Origin of the sequence: Corynebacterium sp. 74A (genome assembly GCF_008930665.1) — a bacterium.
GTDB classification, from domain to species: Bacteria; Actinomycetota; Actinomycetes; order Mycobacteriales; family Mycobacteriaceae; genus Corynebacterium; species Corynebacterium megadyptis.
Window position 1 is genome coordinate 22671 of sequence record NZ_PQMG01000002.1, and the last position, 15398, is coordinate 38068.

The following is a 15398-nucleotide window of genomic DNA, read 5'->3' on the forward strand; positions in this document are numbered from 1 at the left end:
CCACGGCAGGGACGCAGAGCATGCGCCATTAGCTCAATTGGCAGAGCAGCTGACTCTTAATCAGCGGGTTCGGGGTTCGAGTCCCTGATGGCGCACTTTTTCTTTACATCCTCTCTAGGCGGTTATCACGCCTAGAGAGGATTGTTGTATCTCTGCCCTGGGGTTGTAGGTACTTCAACGCATGCCCCCTGTAGGGGCTAACGCCGTCGCAATCTCACCAAAACCAAGGACCTACGGCACACGGGAATATAACATCACAGACGCGAGGCACGTACCGCCTCAGCGTGTAGCGAGCATCACCACACGCCTGTACAGCCGCAGCGCCTCCGATAACCAACCATCTCTACCTCATCACGCTACCCAAGGACCCCACGTGAACAGCACCCGCACCACAAACAGAATCCCAAAGGTTCTTGCCACCGCATCCCTCATCATCGGTGGTCTCCTATTTCTCGCCAACTTTCTCAGCATCACCAGCGGAGCGCGATCATTTATCGGCGGCCTATTTATCTCCATCGCTATCATCCTCCCCGGCGCAGCGTGGTTTTACTACCAATCCCGCGATAGGAAGCTCCAACAGCAGGTAGAGCTAGACCGGCAACTTGCCGGATACCTCACTGGGGGAGACCGCCAACTCCTACAGGGGGCGTCTGAGCCAGTAACTAAAGCTCCCCGTAAATGGGTGATCATTGCTTTATCTAGCGTCGTGCTGCTTGCCGCAGGAGGGGCGGTTTTGCCTTCCTCGGACAAGAAGGGGTCTTCAGACGGCTCAACCACCAGCACAAGCAAGGCGACGACTAGCACCACGAGCAAGACAACGACTAGCACCACTACACCTACTAGGACTGAGCGCTCTACTACCACTAGCACCAGCACGAGCCACAAGAAAGAGTCCCCTGAGCCTGAGCGGCGTAGCAGCACCTCAAATAGCACAACTCAGCCCCAGCGGGATGAGCCGTCGCAGGCGAATATTGTCCCCACGCCGGAACCCGAGCCTGAACGTGCTCCAACCACGTCGCCCAACCCTGCTCCCGCGCCGGCTCCCGCACCAGCCCCCGCGCCGGCTCCCGCACCAGCTCCCGCACCAGCTCCCGCGCCAGCTCCCGCCAACGACTACTACCCGAACTGTGACGCAGCCCGAGCCGCTGGCGTAGCCCCCATCTATGCCGGCCAGCCAGGCTATCGCCCCGGGCTCGATCGAGACAACGACGGCATCGCATGCGATAAGTAACCCTGAGGTTTACCCACAGTATCCACATACCAAGTGGGCACACACTTCACCCCAGTCGGGAGCGCTCCCGACTGGGTTTCTCGCTATTCGGCGCGGGCTGTACCGGCGGCACGCCTCGTCACCACCGTCTGCGGCAGCCTCTCTACGCCGCAGCGAAGCCCTTCTTCATTCCGAGCCCAACGTAGACCATGGCTCCAAGCAGGAGCACGATGCTGATGATCTGGAAGGTGGCAAGCGCCCCCGTGGTTTCGACCATTCCGCCGCCGATGGCGAGAATAATCCGGCCAACCACGATGGACGCGAGGAGAACGGTCGCGTGGGTACGTACTGGTCCTGGGTGTTGCGCGGCGGCTAGGCTAGCGGCAATGAACGCCACGAAGGCACTGAGGTTCAACATGATGACTGAGATGAACATAGGAGCTTCTGCCGTGCTCGAGGCCACTATGTAGAGCATCACCATGATCACGATCGAGGCCAGCAAAGAGATTCCGGTGCCCCAGAAGGCGACAATGAGGGACCGAGGGACTACAGTGCGCGCTGAGGAATTCATATATAAAACCCTAGTCCTCGCCCTACACCGAGCAATGGTGCCTAGCCCCTACTTCTCCGTGAGTTCGTTGATGTGCCCCTTTTCCGGGCCTTGGCGCTGCAGCAGCACATCCAGTTCCGCGCGCAGCGCCTCAGCATCCGCATCGCTGGAGAGCGAACTGTGTGTGACAGCAATCCAGCCGTCGAGAAGCTCCGTGGCGTAATTGTGCCCGAAGCCATCCGGCACGTCCGCCGCCCCACCTAGATCAGCGCTTACCTGCCAAAAGGTGATCACGGGATACCACGTCATCTGTGGGGCCCGGCCCGGGCCAAGCGGCTCGACGAGCCAGTCGGGGCGCTTCCACAGCAGATTCGGCTCCCACCACACCACTGGGTCGGTAGCGTGCTGCAGATAGAGCAGTCGATGCTCGCCCCAGCGGGGATCTGCTCCCAGCTGCCGCGCGTGGCGGCCGGTGGCGGCAAAGCGCACGGCACTCGACTCAGGCATGCGCGGCTGGTATTCGGGACTGCCCGGTTCGCGATTGGTGGTGAGCCAGCGGTGCAGCTCATTGCTGCGCGGCGGGCCCACCATGAACACACCATCGGGTTCTACATTCAGAGCGCGCAAGGACTCCAGTGCCGCCTCCACGCCCGTGGTGCCGAGGGACTCGCCGTAGAGATAGAGCTGGGGCCGGTTCCCAGCGGACAACGCAGACCACCATTGCGCCACCGTGTGGATCAACTCGCGCCCTGCTTCCGCAGCCGCCCCCGAGTCGCTGAGGAAAGACACCGCAGAGGGCAGCACGCCGAATTGGGCACTGGCAATGGCGGTATCGCCAGCAAAAAGCAGCTCGAAGGCCTGGGCCGCCACCGGATTGGCCCACCCCGTGCCGGTGACTGGGAGGATGAGCAATGCCTGCCGGTCGGCCGCCCCGGTACGATCGAGTTCCCCCACGAGCTTATCGACGCGCTCCTGCATATCCGCGCCATTGCCCACCCCTGCGTAGAGGCGGATAGGCTCGCGGGCGGGGCGCCGCGTCACCGCTTCCAGCCGCTCTTTGGTGGCGCCATCGGCGATGAAGCGCGAGCCCTCATAGCCGAGGCCCTCCCATGAGATCTCGCTGCCGGGTCCAGCCGAGCGATACGCCACCGTGGGTGGGGCGATGTCCTCGCGATAGGTGGCATTGCGATCGGCGGCTTGGCGCTCGATGATGGTTAGGCCTGTATTGGGGATGATAATTCCCACACTGGCCACCATGATCACCACTACGAACACGTTGGACACTACGGCCGCGATCCCAGGCGCCAGGCCGCGATGTTCAAGCACCTCTGCCGTGGACTCCGCCCACGCCGCCAGCAGCCGCCACAGCCAGATCAGCCCAAAGCACAGGGCCAATCCGAGGGCTGCGGAGAGCGGCAAAAAGTGGGTGAGGTGCGGTGTGGGCAGCCCTTGCGCAGTGGCGAGCTGCTCCTGCCACGACAGCGATGCCCACACCACCCCGAGCGCCACGAGAGCAAGCACCACGATGCCGATATAGTCGATCATCCGGCGCTGACGATCGGATAGCAGCAGGCGCGCCGCGCGCGGGCCGAGACGACACAACAGCATCCACCCCAGCTGACTCACACCCATGCCCACGCAGTAGCCGATATTCGCGGTTACCCCAGAGACAATTCCTTGGTAATACCACGTACGGGGCAGCAGTGAAGGCGTATAGGCGGCGGCGAAAAATAGGGCCACCCCGATTAGGCCAACCACGTTGTAGTGGCGGGATGTGACGGTCAGCCGCTCTGGACGGTCACTGCTACTCATTGGGGTCTCATATATTCAGCGTTGCCGGACTTAAAAAGCCCGCGCCACACCGACTCCCCTCGGGGATAATCGGCGCGGCGGGGCGTCGAAAAGCGAAAAGCGATTAAGATTAACGGGAAGCGAGCAGCTTCTGAATCTCCTTGAGATCCTTGTTGCGCTTGCGGGAACGCAGCACGCCAACGACGACTGCCCCCACAACAACCGCGCCCACGCCAGCCAGAATCTTCTGCACCTTCGGGTCCTGCAGCTTGTTGGTGGCTTCCTTCTTCGCATCGTTCACGATGTTCTTGGGCTGGCTGCGCTCGGCAAGCTCATCGAGGGTGTTCGCCAGGTTCTTGCGAGTGCGCTCGATGTCGCGCTGAATGTCCTCAATATTGCGTGCCACTGTTGTCGATACTCCCCTAGCTAGTTTTATCCATGTACTGTGCGCCCCGTAGGGTGCGGCGTTTACCTGCATGAGCCTACCTAAAACCACGCTGTGGTTTCTAGTCGGCATGCCTACCGCACTGCAGAAATGACGAGCCCTCGCTTACCCTAGAGCCATGACTCAACCCGCTTCCATTCGTCTCAGCGAGGGCGATACCGCCCCCGCTATCACTTTGCTTAACGACGCCAACGAGACAGTCAGCTTGGCGGACTTCCGTGGGCAGCGCGTTCTGGTTTATTTCTACCCGCGCGCCAACACCCCCGGCTGCACCACCGAAGCCTGCGATTTTCGTGACAACCTAGCCCGGCTCAATGATCTCGGCGTGGCTGTGGTGGGCATCTCCCCTGATAGCCCGGATAAGCTCGCGGCCTTCCGCGCCGATCACGGGCTCACCTTCACGCTGCTCTCCGATCCCGATAAAGAGGTGATGACACAGTGGGGCGCCTTCGGTGAGAAGAAGAACTACGGCAAGGTAGTCCACGGCGTGATTCGCTCCACCTTCTTGGTCGACGAGCACGGACGCATCGCCAGCGCCCAGTACAATGTGCGCGCCAAAGGCCACGTCGATCGGATTCTGCGCGACGTGCTCTAGCCGCCCAGATAGCTGGGCGGCACGAGGATAAACCGTGTTCACAGGGGCGTTCTGATTCGATAGACTCGGTAGCTACCATGGCTAGAACCTCCGATCACACCGGCTCCACCCAGACGCGCTCCACCGCGTCCGAGCCTTCTTTGATGCAGCACTCTGACTCCGCAGCGCAGCAGCGCAGCGATGCCTCCGACGCCGACGATGGCGATACTGCCATTCTGGTTCCACGCCGCCGCCCAGCCCAGCAACGCAGTCGGGAGAAATTCGCCCGCATGCTGGAGGCGGCGCGCAGCGTCCTCGTCGATCACGGGTTTGAATCCTTCACCTTCGACGAGGTGGCCAAGCGGGCTGAGGTGCCCATTGGCACGCTGTATCAGTTCTTTGCCAATAAGTATGTGATGATCTGCGAGCTGGATCGCCAAGACACCGCGGTGATCGTGGCCGAGCTGAAGAAATGGCCCAGCCGCGATCCGTCAATTCAGTGGCCGGATTTTCTGGATAACTTCATCGACCACCTCGCCCAATTGTGGAAAGCGGATCCCTCCCGGCGGGCGGTGTGGCATGCCATCCAGTCCACCCCAGCCACCCGCGCCACGGGTGCGGCCACCGAATCGGAGCTCTTGGATTTACTGGCGGAGGTACTCATCCCCCTCGCCCCGACGCTGCCACTTGCCGAGCGCCGCAAGCACGCCGGGATTTTGGTGCACACCGCCACCTCGCTGCTTAATTTCGCGGTGCGCGATGCCACCGCCTCGCCGGAGACCTATCTCACCACGGTGGAAGAGATCAAGCGCATGCTCATTGCCTATCTCTTCTCCGTCGCCCAAGGCTAGGTGTTCTACTCACACCCAGCGGTTTTCTCCCAGCATGGCGTGGGCGAGGCGGGCCGCCTCGTCTAGCGCGTCCTGCTCCTCTGACTGCGAGGATTCTGCTCCGGGCCCGGCGGTCTCTGCTGCGGGCGCCGCGGCACGGCGGCCAGGGGTGGGGGCATCCACCACGTGCTCATTATGGGAAAAATCTTGGCAGGGGTGCTCGGGGATGACCTCCGCCGCGGGAACGAGCTGGTGTTCGGCGAGGTAGTCATCGAAGTCTTTCGAGATACTCACAGCTTGTAGCCTAGCCGCCCCGCTCCCCGCGCCTGCGTCGGGCGGGGCCGTGGGGCGGCTATGGGGCGGGGCTAGCTGAGTACGCAGACCGCCACTGCGTAGTCGCCATCATGGCTGATACTCAGCTGCACGGAAGCATCGAGGTGCTCCGCGCTGATCCCGAGACTTTCTGCGGCTAGGGCTCGCAGCCGGCCACGCAGCCGGAGCTGGACTCGGCCGAAGGGATCGGCCTGCACCACGATGTCGCGGAAATCCACCTCGTGTTCCGCCAGCACGGGAGGCTGCCCAAACAGCGCTTGTGACCAGGCCTTAATCCAGGCCTCTTTGGCCGCCCATCGCCCCGCGAGATGCCGGGCCCGGGGCAGGCCAGTCAGGCCGCGCTGCTGGGCGTGGCGCAGCTCACTGCCGTGGAATACCCGCGCGAAGCGGGTACCTGGCTGGGCGAGCTGCTCGGCAAAACCCGGCACGTGCACCAGATCAATCCCGCACCCACGCACCGGCAGGTGCGGGATCTCTCTCGGCTGCTGGGCTGTGTCCACTGCCTTAGCCCTCGGTGGACAGGCGGTAGCGGCCGTCGCGGAGCCGGGCGTCGGCGTCGAGCAGCATGGCGATCTCCCGATCGTGGGCGGCATCGCCATCGCCGCCCAGGTTGCGGCCGGAGGTGCGCTCGTACAGCGGCGCGGCACCGTAGATGCCGGCGAGGATACGCTCGGCACCCGCCTGCTCCCGCGCCGCGGCCTGTGCGGCCCACTCTGCTGCCACGTCCTCGCCGCGCTGGGCCCGAACCGCCTCATAGAAGGCCGCTGGGTGGACCAGGGCCACCAGCGCCGAGACGTGACCGAAACCGAGCGAAGAGACAAACCCGGCCTTGAGCACGTCCTGCTCCGGCATCTTGAGCGGCTGGCGCAGCCACACAAGGTGCGGATGCTCGGCCAGCACGGGATCCACGCAGTCCAGCGAGAAGTTCGCCGGGATCACACCGGAGCGCAACACCTGGGCGAGGCCGGTGAGCTGGAAGGCTGCGGCACCACCCTTGGCGTGGCCGGTGAGACTCTTCTGCGAGATCACATACAGCGGGCTGCCCGCATCGCGACCAAGTGCCTGCTGGATACGCTCGTGCAGCTCAGACTCGTTGGGGTCATTGGCGTTGGTGGAGGTGTCGTGCTTCGACACCACGCGGATGTCATCCGCGTGCACGCCCAGCTCGGCCAGCTGGGTAGCCAGCGCCGAATGCGTGCCACCTTGGGCCGCGGCCAAAGCACCGAGCCCCGGCGCGGGGATGGAGGTGTGCAGGCCATCGGCGAAGGACTGGGCATAGCCCACCACCGCTTGCACCGGCATACCCAGCTCCAAGGCCACCGAGCCGCGCATGAGCAGCAGCGTGCCGCCGCCAGCGGATTCCACGAACCCACCGCGGCGTCGATCATTCGCGCGGGAGAAGTAGCGATCCTCGATGCCCTTATCCCGCATCGCCTGGGAATCAGCGGTAGCGGACATGTCGCCGAAGCCGGTGATGCCCTCCACGGAGAGATCATCGATACCGCCGGTGACCACCACATCGGCCTTGCCGAGACGGATCTTATCCATGCCTTCTTCCACCGACACGGCCGCCGTGGCGCAGGCCGCCACCGGGTGCACCATCTGGCCGTAGCCGCCCACATAGGCCTGCATGACGTGTGCCGCCACCACATTGGGCAGGGCTTCTTGCAGGATGTCGTTGGCGCGGGCCTCGTTGAGCAAGCCGTCCACGTAGAGCGAGCGCATGGAGGACATGCCGCCCATGCCGGTGCCCTGGGTGGAGCTGACCTTCGCCGGGTGCACGTGCGCCAGGATCTCGGCGGGAGTGAAGCCCGCAGAGAGGAAGGCGTCCACGGTGCACACGAGGTTCCACACGGCCACGCGGTCGAGGTTATTGACCATCTCGGCGGGAATGCCCCAGCGCGTGGGATCGAAGCCCTCGGGGATCTGCCCGCCCACGAAGCGCGACATCACCGCGCGGGTGGGCACCCGCACCTCGGAACCAGCGGGTCGGGTGACCAGCCATTCCTCGGTTTCTGGATGGAAGCGCACCACCGTGTTGGAGTCTTCAGCAGCATAGCCCTCGGCCTCCTCGCGGGTCGCCACGGCGAAGGTGAGGTCCTCTTCGAGGTAGATCTTGCTCAGCTGCGGGGCGAGGTTCGACACCATGGAGAAATCATCGTGGTACTGGCGCACGCCCACGCGGCCGAGCACCTCGTCATGATAGGCGTCAAAGATCTCGTCCTCGGCGATCTCCTCGCCTTCGGCCGTGAGCCAAGCGCCGTCCTCATAGGAGATCAGCCCCATGGACCAGGCCAACTCGACCACGCCGGCGGCGCTGAGATCGCCACTCAGCTCGGCCTCGAAGCGGGTACGCGAGGAGCCATAGGGCCCCAGCTCCGCGGCGGAGACCATGACCACCATGTTCTCCAGGGAGGCGCTCACCGAACCGTGGAAGGCTGCGGCGGCCGTGGCCGGTGCCGCGGGTAGTGCCGGCACATTCGGCAGCGCGTGGAAGCGCGGGGTGGTGTCCACCTCCTGCAGCTGCTCGGCGTCGGGGTTGCCGGCCGCGGAGCGTGCCAGCTCCGCAAGGTTGAGCTGCGCCTCGGCGAGCCCACCGGTGAAATCGGCGAGCAGCGGCGTATCGGCGGCAGCCTGGCGCGACTCCTGCGAGGCCAAAGAAATGAGTTCGCGGGCAATCTCGTCGGTGGAGTAGGTGCGCACGCCCTTGGCTTCGACCAGCTCGACGAGCGGATCATTGGCGCCCATCAACCCGGTGCCGCGCACCCAGCCGATCAGGGCGTGGGCCAGGGTGGTGCGGGCGGAGAAGTTCTCCTCCACGCTCCAGCGATTCACCAGGGCGTCGAGGGCGGCCTTGGACTCTCCATAGGCGCCGTCGCCGCCGAAGATTCCGCGGTTGGGCGAGCCCGGCAGCACCACGTGGGTGCGCTGGCCCACGTGGGTATCGCGGCCCAGAGCGGAGAGCCCGGCGATGAGACGTTCCACCGACCACAGGAGCAAACGCATCTGGTTTTCTGCCTGCGGGCCGGCTTCGTCGATGCTGCCCTGCACCGGCGGGGCGGCGAAGGGGAAGATCAGGCTCGGCACGAGCGCCGGCTTCGTCACCACGGAGGATGCGCCCACGGTGACGCGCTGTTCGGAGCCGATCCACTCCACGACCGCATCGAGGTCCGCATAGGAGGCCAAGTTGGCGGGGATCACCCACAGGGTGGCGCCGAAGCGGGCGTGCTCCGCGTAGAGCCGCTTGTAGAACTCCAAGCGCTCATGGCTCAGCCTCGAGGTGGTGGTGATCACGGTGGCGCCTTCGGCCAGCAGCTCTCCCACCACGGCGGCGGCGATGGACTGCGGCGAGGAACCGGTGACCACAGCCACGTCCTCAGCGAAGCTGCCGCGGCCCTGCTCTAGGGCCTGGTGGGCGAGGGAGTCGAGCCCGAAGTGACGGGCGTGGGCGGCGACGGTTTCGCCTGCGCCACTGACGTCAATGCTCTCGGGATCCACCAAGCCCAGCCCGGCGCGGGTGATGTCCTCGCGCGCCGAGGCCCAGCGGTCGTCGAGAAGCACCGCGCGCCGCGGATCGAAATTGCGGGAGACCATACGCGGCCAGTTCTGGCCGAGCTCCGCCGAGACCAACTCGAAGAGCTTCTCGTCGGCGCTGTGATCATCCAGCCCCACGGTTTGCGGGGCGTGATCGTGGCCGAGCTGCTTGAGGATCATGCGCGCGGTTTCGGCGAGCACGCCGGCCTTGCCGGTGACCTGCTCCGCGAAGGCGCCGAGGGCGGCGGAATCCACCGCGGTCTGCTCCCCTCCTGCCGCCGCGGGCTTAGCGACGCTCACTCCCAGGCGCTCTCCCGCAGCGAGCACAGCATTATCGATGAGCTGATCCAGCTCGCTGGCCGAGCTGGGCTGGGCGGGGCTGAGCTCTGCCAGCGCGCCACCCCGCACGGAGTCGCCATCGCGGGTACCGAGCACCATCTGGGCCTCGGCGTGGAGACGCCAGCCCTCGCCGAGCTGCCATACCTGGCTCACGCGCTCGGCGACAGCCGCGGGCTTCGCGCCCGCAGGGCCGGTGACTTTGCGCAGCCCATCGCTGATGGCATCGCCGAGGACCGGACCAAAGGCCTGGTAGCCCTTGGCCATGCGGCTCACGGTGTCCTGCAGGTCCGGGATCTCGGCATCGGCGGCGCCATCGATGGCCCCGAGGCCGAACTCCACGCCGAGATCCAGCAAGAGCTGGTTGCGTCGGGAGGAGACGCCATCCGTCAAGGTTTCGATGGTGTCGGTGGCGGTGATTTGGCCCGGCTGCACCTTCGTCCACAAGCTCAGCAGCACAGTGGTGGCATGGGCCGGGGTGAACTCCACCTCCGGGGTATCGCCAGCGGCCGCAGCGGGAGCCGGGGCCGGGGCGGGCTCGGGCTCTGCCACCGGCGGAGTGGCCGGGGCTGCGGGTGCGGGCTCGATATCCTCGGCGCTCTCGGCGGGTGCTTCTTCCTCCTCCGGGGCGGCGAAGGAGAAGCTGTCCTCGGCGAAGACGATGCCGCGATCGCGCTCAATATTGAGCACCTCCAGCCCTTCCCCACCGGGGGTCACGGCTGCGGTCTGGGCCATGATGTTGGCCAGGGTGGGCGCGTTGGCCACACCGATCTCCACGAAGCGCTCGACACCAAGCTCCGCGAGCATGAGGTCCTGGGTTTCGATCCAGCGCACTGGGGAGGCGAACTGCCATGCGAGCAGCTCGATCAGGATGGTGCGTGCCACTGCGGCGGTGTTCTCCGCCACCGCGGCATCGAAACGCTCGAGCAAGCGGTCCAAGATCGGGGAATCCACGACCTCCCGCATAGACTCCACGAACTCCGCGGTGATCGCGAAGGGGCGAGCCACCAAGTTCGGGATATAGCGTCCCACCAGCACCTCGGGGTCGATTTCTGCGGGCAGCAGGCTGTCGAGGTGATCGCGGAAGTCATCCACCCCGTCGCGCAGGACGGAGGAGTGGAAGGGCACATCGATGCCGGGGATGAGGATGAGCCCGCGGGCACCGGGGGCGCGCTGCTCGGCGGCAGCGGCGAGGGCCTTGAGACCGGCGCGAGTTCCGGCCACCGCGTATTGCTTGCCCTTGAGATTGTAATTGGCGATTTCGAGGAACTCGCCGGTGCTGTGGGATACCTCGGCCACGAAGTCGGCCACCTGATCTGCTGCCAAACCAAACTTATTGGGGCGCAGGGCGGCGAGGCCATAGTTGGATACGCCTTGCTCATCGCGCTCTACGAGCCGGTGCATCGTCAGCCCGCGGGCGTAGACGATTTCCACCACAGATTCTAGGGACAGCACCCCCGAGTAGGCGGCTAGGGCGTTGTACTCGCCCACGGAGTGCCCAGCGAAGAAAGCGGTATCGTCGAGCACTCCTGCTTCGCGCATCTGCGCCACCTGTGCCACACCAAGGGTGGCCATGGCCACCTGGGTGAACTGGGTGAGGAAGAGCACGCCGTCGGGGTGGAAGAAGCGTTCTCCGCCCACCACTACCTCGCGGGGGTTGGTGCGCACGATCTCCAGCACGGAGAAGCCCAGCGCAGCGCGTGTGTGGGCGTCGGCGCGATCCCATACCTGCTTGGCTTCGCGAGAGGAGGCATAGGCCTCCATGCCCATACCCTCGTGCTGGATTCCTTGGCCGGGGAAGGCGTAGAAGGTCGTCGGTGTTGCCATCACGGCTACTGCGGTGAGCACAGTCTCGCCATCGACGCTGGCAGTGACCTCGCGCACCTCGCCGCGACCGGGGCGGTTATCCACACCGGTGCGCTCGACCTTAAAGTCCACGGTCTCACCGGGGGCAATAGGCCGCAGCATGGTGGCGGTGAACTCGGTGATCGCGGCCGACTCGGTGTGCACGGCATCGTCGGCATAGGCGGCGGCGGTAACCAGCTCCGCCACCGCGGAGGTCCACATGCCGTGCACGATCACATCATCCAGCCCTGCCAGATGCGCAGCGGTGCTCGAGACGTGGATCGGGTTGCGATCCCCAGACACGGCGGCGAAGGGCAGCATGGATTCCGGTGCCACCACCTGCGCGCGGGTGCGCGCCGAGTGGGTCACGGGGCTGATCGAGGGCAGTGCAGAGGTATTGGTGCGCGCCGTCGCAGGGCCACGGCGGCCACGGATAGCGAAACGCTCGGTCAATGTGGCGCGCACGCGTCCCTCGGCATCGCTGATGGACACGCGCACCACCACGACACGCCCGATATCGGTGTCACTGACTTCATCGGCATGGGCGGTGGCGGTCAGCGGCACCCCGATCAGCGCCGCAGTGGAGGCCTGCTCGTCCCGCAGGGTGAGGTGGTGCTCGAGGTGCACCAGAGAGAGCATGCCCTCGACCACGCGCTCGCCGGGGCGGCCCGGGATCTCGGCGCCGCGCACAGCGGCGAAGATCGCCGGCCAGCAGGCACCCACCAACACATCGGGGGCGAGGGAATCGCTACCGCCCACGGTGACATCGCGCAGCGCCGCGCTGGTGAGGTTGTGATAGTCAGCGGCCCTATCGGCGTCGATCGTGAACTCGTGGGTGGCCGCACCCTCCACCAGCTCCGCCACGGAGCCGCCGGCGGCAATCTCGGTGAGGGTATCCATCGCCTCTTCCGCGGCACGCTGGGTGACCACGGGGGCGGCACCATCGACCTGCGGCAGCTCGAGCTTCACGCGCAGCTCGAGGCCCTCGCAGCGGCGTTCGCCGGCGAGGCTGACGACCAGCTCAGCGCTCGTATCGTCGAGCACCTGCAGGCGGGCACCCGTGCGGGGCTCGCGGGCGGAATCAGCCGAGAGAATCTCCCACTCGGCAGCGGGGGCAAGCGCGTGCAGGATGGAGGAGACGTTGCGGCCTGCCCAGTAGGTGGTGGGGCTGGAGAGCAGCGTCGACAAGCGCGAAGGGGTGTCTTCGGTAGCTGCCTCGCGATCGCGGGCGGCCTCGACCACGGCAGCATCGAAACGGCCGAGCAGCTCGGCAATGGGCTCATCCTTGATGGTGATGCCGGCCACGGCCACTGGGCCGGGGATGATGCACACCTCATCGGCGCTATAGCGCGGGTCGTGGGCCTGCCAGAGCGAATCGGAACGCCACCAGCGGCGGACGTTCTCGTCGATCACGGGCACGAAGTTGACCGGCTTGCCCGGGGTGCGCAGCTCGGCGATGAACCAATCCACATCCGCAGGGTGGAGGCGGCGGTCGAGATCATAGGCCGCGGCGGCCTCAGCCACGGCGGCGGCCGGGTCATCCTCCAGCTCCAGCGGGGAGAGCTGCGAGGGATGCTCGCCATGATCGGCGGGGTTCAGGCGCGCCTCGGTGCGCTGAAGCATGTGCTGGAAGCGGGTGTGCCAAGTTTTATCCACCCAGCCGGAGCCATCGGGCCCGGACAGCTCGAGATAGCGCTCCAACCAACTGCGGTAGCTCATCTCCTCCAGATCGCCGAAGTACTTCTTGCAGGTGGCGTTGATGGCGGTGATGATCTCCTCGCGACGGGCGGCCACGGCCTCGGCGTCGCCAGCGACCTCATCGAGCAGACGTCCGGCGCGGGCGAAGGAATTATCAATCTCGTGAATATCGGCGCCCAGCTGGGAGCGACCGGAGGCCATTCCCCCCTTGGCGGACCCGGCGGGAACCCAATCATTCGGGCCTGCGGTATCCACCAGAGCCTGCTTCACCTGCGGGGAGGTGCAGGCCTCGCGCGCCGCCATGGCAGCGGTGCCGACGAGCACGCCGTCCACCGGCATCGCGACGCGACCATAGGCCTCGGCCCAGCGGCCGGTGATGTAATCCGCGGCGCGCTCGGGAGTGCCAATACCGCCGCCGACAACCAGCACGGTATTGGGCTGGCGGCGGATCTGCTCATAGGTGTTGAGCAGCAAGTCATCGAGGGACTCCCAGGAGTGGTGACCGCCAGCGACGCCGCCTTCGACGTGCATGATCACCGGCACCTCGGGAACCTCGCGGGCAATGGCCAAAACCTGCTTGATGTGCTTGACCGCGCCCGGCTTGAAGGCCACCCACGGAATGCCCTCGGCACGCAGCTCGTGGATGAGCTGCACGGCTTCCTCGCGCTCCGGAATACCGGCGGTGATCACCACACCATCAATCGGGGCGCCATGGGCGCGGGCCTTGCGCACCAGCTTCTTACCGCCGATGTGCATGCCCCAGAGGTAGGGATCGAGGAACATGGAGTTGAACTGGGCATTGACTCCCGGCTCGAGCAGCTCGCCCAAACGGGTGAGGTTCTCATCTAGGATCTCCGGGGTGACCTGGCCACCGCCGGCGAGTTCTGCCCAATAGCCGGCATTCGCGGCGGCAGCAACAATCTCCGGATCCACCGTGGTGGGGGTCATGCCGGCCAAGAGAATCGGCGAGCGACCGGTCAGCCGCGTGAAGGCGGTTTCAACGCGGCGGCCATCGGCGCTGAGGCGCGGGGCGAAGTCGGTGTAGTCCACAGCCTGCGGAGTAGCAGCATGCGGGTCAGAGAGCTGGCCCTGCCCCTCGGCGGTGCCGGCGCGCACCACAGCGATGCCGGTGCCGGCGAGTTGCGGTGCCGAGAGCTTCGCCACGCCCTCCCCCGGGCCGATTTCGAGCAGCCAGGAAACGCCTGCTTCACGCACCCGACGCAGCTCGCGGGGCCAGTCCACGCTATCGACCAGCACGGCGCGGGCGCAGCGCTCGGCGAGCTGCTCATCTACCTCGAGGCGACGGGCCCAGTCGAGGGTGAGCTGAACAGCATCCTCCATGACCGGGTGGTGGAAGCCGGCGGTCACAGCAATGGGGCTGAACGTGGGGCGCAGGGCGGAGCCACCGCGCTCTTTATTCTCCAGCGCCTGCTGTTCCTTCTCGGCGCGGCGGCTCAGACGCTGCTGCACCAGCTCCAACTCGGCGGGGGTGCCCACAATTACCTGTGCATCGGGGGCATTATGCAGCCCCACGACGGCCTCGGTGCCGTGCAGCTCCTCTTCCACGATGGAGCGCTCGACACCACCGATGGCGAGCATCGGGCGACGCTCCCCTTCGCTGATCACACCACTGCGCTGGGCGGTGCGGGTAATCGCCGCACCGATGAGCCGAGCGATCACCAGCAGCTCGCTGGCGCGCTCGGGGGTGCGGGCATATTCCACGCCGAGGTGTCCCTGAGAGTGGCCGATGGACAGCTCGGCGCGCTGCCAAGGCACGTCCTGGGCACCCAGCGCATCGAGAGTGGCGATCTGGGCGAGCACAATGCCCGGCACGGACACCGCCGCGTTGGCGCTATATCCGTGATCCGATCCGGCAGGAACATCATCGAGCCCCGCCCAGCGGAAGGGGGTGAAACCGAGGGGGAGCACACCGGCGAGTTCTTCGTTGAGCTCGCTGAGGCGCTGCTCGGCGTCGGCGACTATCCCGCGCAAGCGGGACTCATCAGCCCCGGCTTCGGTGGCCTCGGCGAGGGGGCGCAGCCAGTCAAAACCTTGGCCCGAAAAACTTAAGGCGAAGCGCTCGTTCTCTAGCCGATCACTGAGGGTGCGCGGCCCTGCAGTGGGGGAACTGTCCTGCTGAGAGGGGGTGGAGTTAGGAGTGATCATGCTATGTCGTCGGCTCTTCTCAAACTTGGGGGAACAGGGTGCTACGCGGGACACACTGCCTTTTGGGATCAAACAGGTATCTCGTG

At 65.7% G+C, this 15398-nt stretch carries 9 protein-coding genes and 1 tRNA gene; 4 read left to right on the forward strand and 6 right to left on the reverse strand.

What is annotated here, in order from left to right; all coding sequences use genetic code 11:
- The first annotated feature begins 22 nt into the window (after positions 1-22).
- Positions 23-95, forward strand: a tRNA-Lys gene (locus GBB11_RS03115).
- A gap of 86 nt (positions 96-181) precedes the next feature.
- Complete coding sequence (locus tag GBB11_RS03120; RefSeq protein WP_151549916.1) at positions 182-1231, forward strand: excalibur calcium-binding domain-containing protein; 1050 nt, start codon at positions 182-184, stop codon at positions 1229-1231.
- A gap of 142 nt (positions 1232-1373) precedes the next feature.
- Here the strand turns inward: GBB11_RS03120 and GBB11_RS03125 are convergent, their stop codons facing one another.
- The 3 genes from GBB11_RS03125 to GBB11_RS03135 all read right to left on the reverse strand — a co-directional run bounded on the left by GBB11_RS03125 (position 1374) and on the right by GBB11_RS03135 (position 3957).
- Complete coding sequence (locus GBB11_RS03125) at positions 1374-1781, reverse strand: hypothetical protein (RefSeq protein WP_151549915.1); 408 nt, start codon at positions 1779-1781, stop codon at positions 1374-1376.
- 48 nt (positions 1782-1829) lie between these two features.
- Complete coding sequence (locus GBB11_RS03130) at positions 1830-3572, reverse strand: alpha/beta hydrolase (protein WP_151549914.1); 1743 nt, start codon at positions 3570-3572, stop codon at positions 1830-1832.
- A gap of 109 nt (positions 3573-3681) precedes the next feature.
- Entirely contained in the window at positions 3682-3957 is a 276-nt protein-coding gene (locus tag GBB11_RS03135) for a DUF3618 domain-containing protein (RefSeq protein WP_151529758.1), read from the reverse strand.
- A gap of 157 nt (positions 3958-4114) precedes the next feature.
- On the opposite strand from GBB11_RS03135, the gene bcp reads away from it, so the two are divergent.
- Positions 4115-4591, forward strand: a complete 477-nt coding sequence (bcp, locus tag GBB11_RS03140) for a thioredoxin-dependent thiol peroxidase (RefSeq protein WP_151549913.1) — start codon at positions 4115-4117, stop codon at positions 4589-4591.
- A gap of 143 nt (positions 4592-4734) precedes the next feature.
- Positions 4735-5421: a TetR family transcriptional regulator gene (locus tag GBB11_RS03145; protein ID WP_370513518.1), complete on the forward strand. Its 687-nt coding sequence runs from the start codon at positions 4735-4737 to the stop codon at positions 5419-5421.
- Positions 5422-5430: 9 nt separating this feature from the next.
- On the opposite strand, the gene GBB11_RS03150 is transcribed toward GBB11_RS03145, so the two are convergent.
- From GBB11_RS03150 to GBB11_RS03160, 3 genes are all read right to left on the reverse strand, one after another.
- On the reverse strand, positions 5431-5694 hold the full coding sequence (locus tag GBB11_RS03150) for a hypothetical protein (protein WP_151549912.1): 264 nt from the start codon (positions 5692-5694) through the stop codon (positions 5431-5433).
- A 71-nt stretch (positions 5695-5765) separates the two neighbouring features.
- A complete protein-coding gene (locus GBB11_RS03155; RefSeq protein ID WP_192796373.1) occupies positions 5766-6191 on the reverse strand; it encodes a holo-ACP synthase in 426 nt (141 codons plus the stop codon).
- A 46-nt stretch (positions 6192-6237) separates the two neighbouring features.
- Positions 6238-15312, reverse strand: a complete 9075-nt coding sequence (locus tag GBB11_RS03160; protein WP_151549910.1) for a type I polyketide synthase — start codon at positions 15310-15312, stop codon at positions 6238-6240.
- Positions 15313-15398: the final 86 nt, after the last annotated feature.

What these genes read in the sequence shown, in the direction of transcription:
- GBB11_RS03120 (WP_151549916.1), top strand. Translation starts at nt 182, where the DNA reads ATGCCCCCTGTAGGGGCTAACGCCGTCGCAATCTCACCAAAACCAAGG.
- GBB11_RS03125 (WP_151549915.1), bottom strand. Translation starts at nt 1,781, where the DNA reads ATGAATTCCTCAGCGCGCACTGTAGTCCCTCGGTCCCTCATTGTCGCC.
- GBB11_RS03130 (WP_151549914.1), bottom strand. Translation starts at nt 3,572, where the DNA reads ATGAGTAGCAGTGACCGTCCAGAGCGGCTGACCGTCACATCCCGCCAC.
- bcp (WP_151549913.1), top strand. Translation starts at nt 4,115, where the DNA reads ATGACTCAACCCGCTTCCATTCGTCTCAGCGAGGGCGATACCGCCCCC.
- GBB11_RS03145 (WP_370513518.1), top strand. Translation starts at nt 4,735, where the DNA reads ATGCAGCACTCTGACTCCGCAGCGCAGCAGCGCAGCGATGCCTCCGAC.
- GBB11_RS03160 (WP_151549910.1), bottom strand. Translation starts at nt 15,312, where the DNA reads ATGATCACTCCTAACTCCACCCCCTCTCAGCAGGACAGTTCCCCCACT.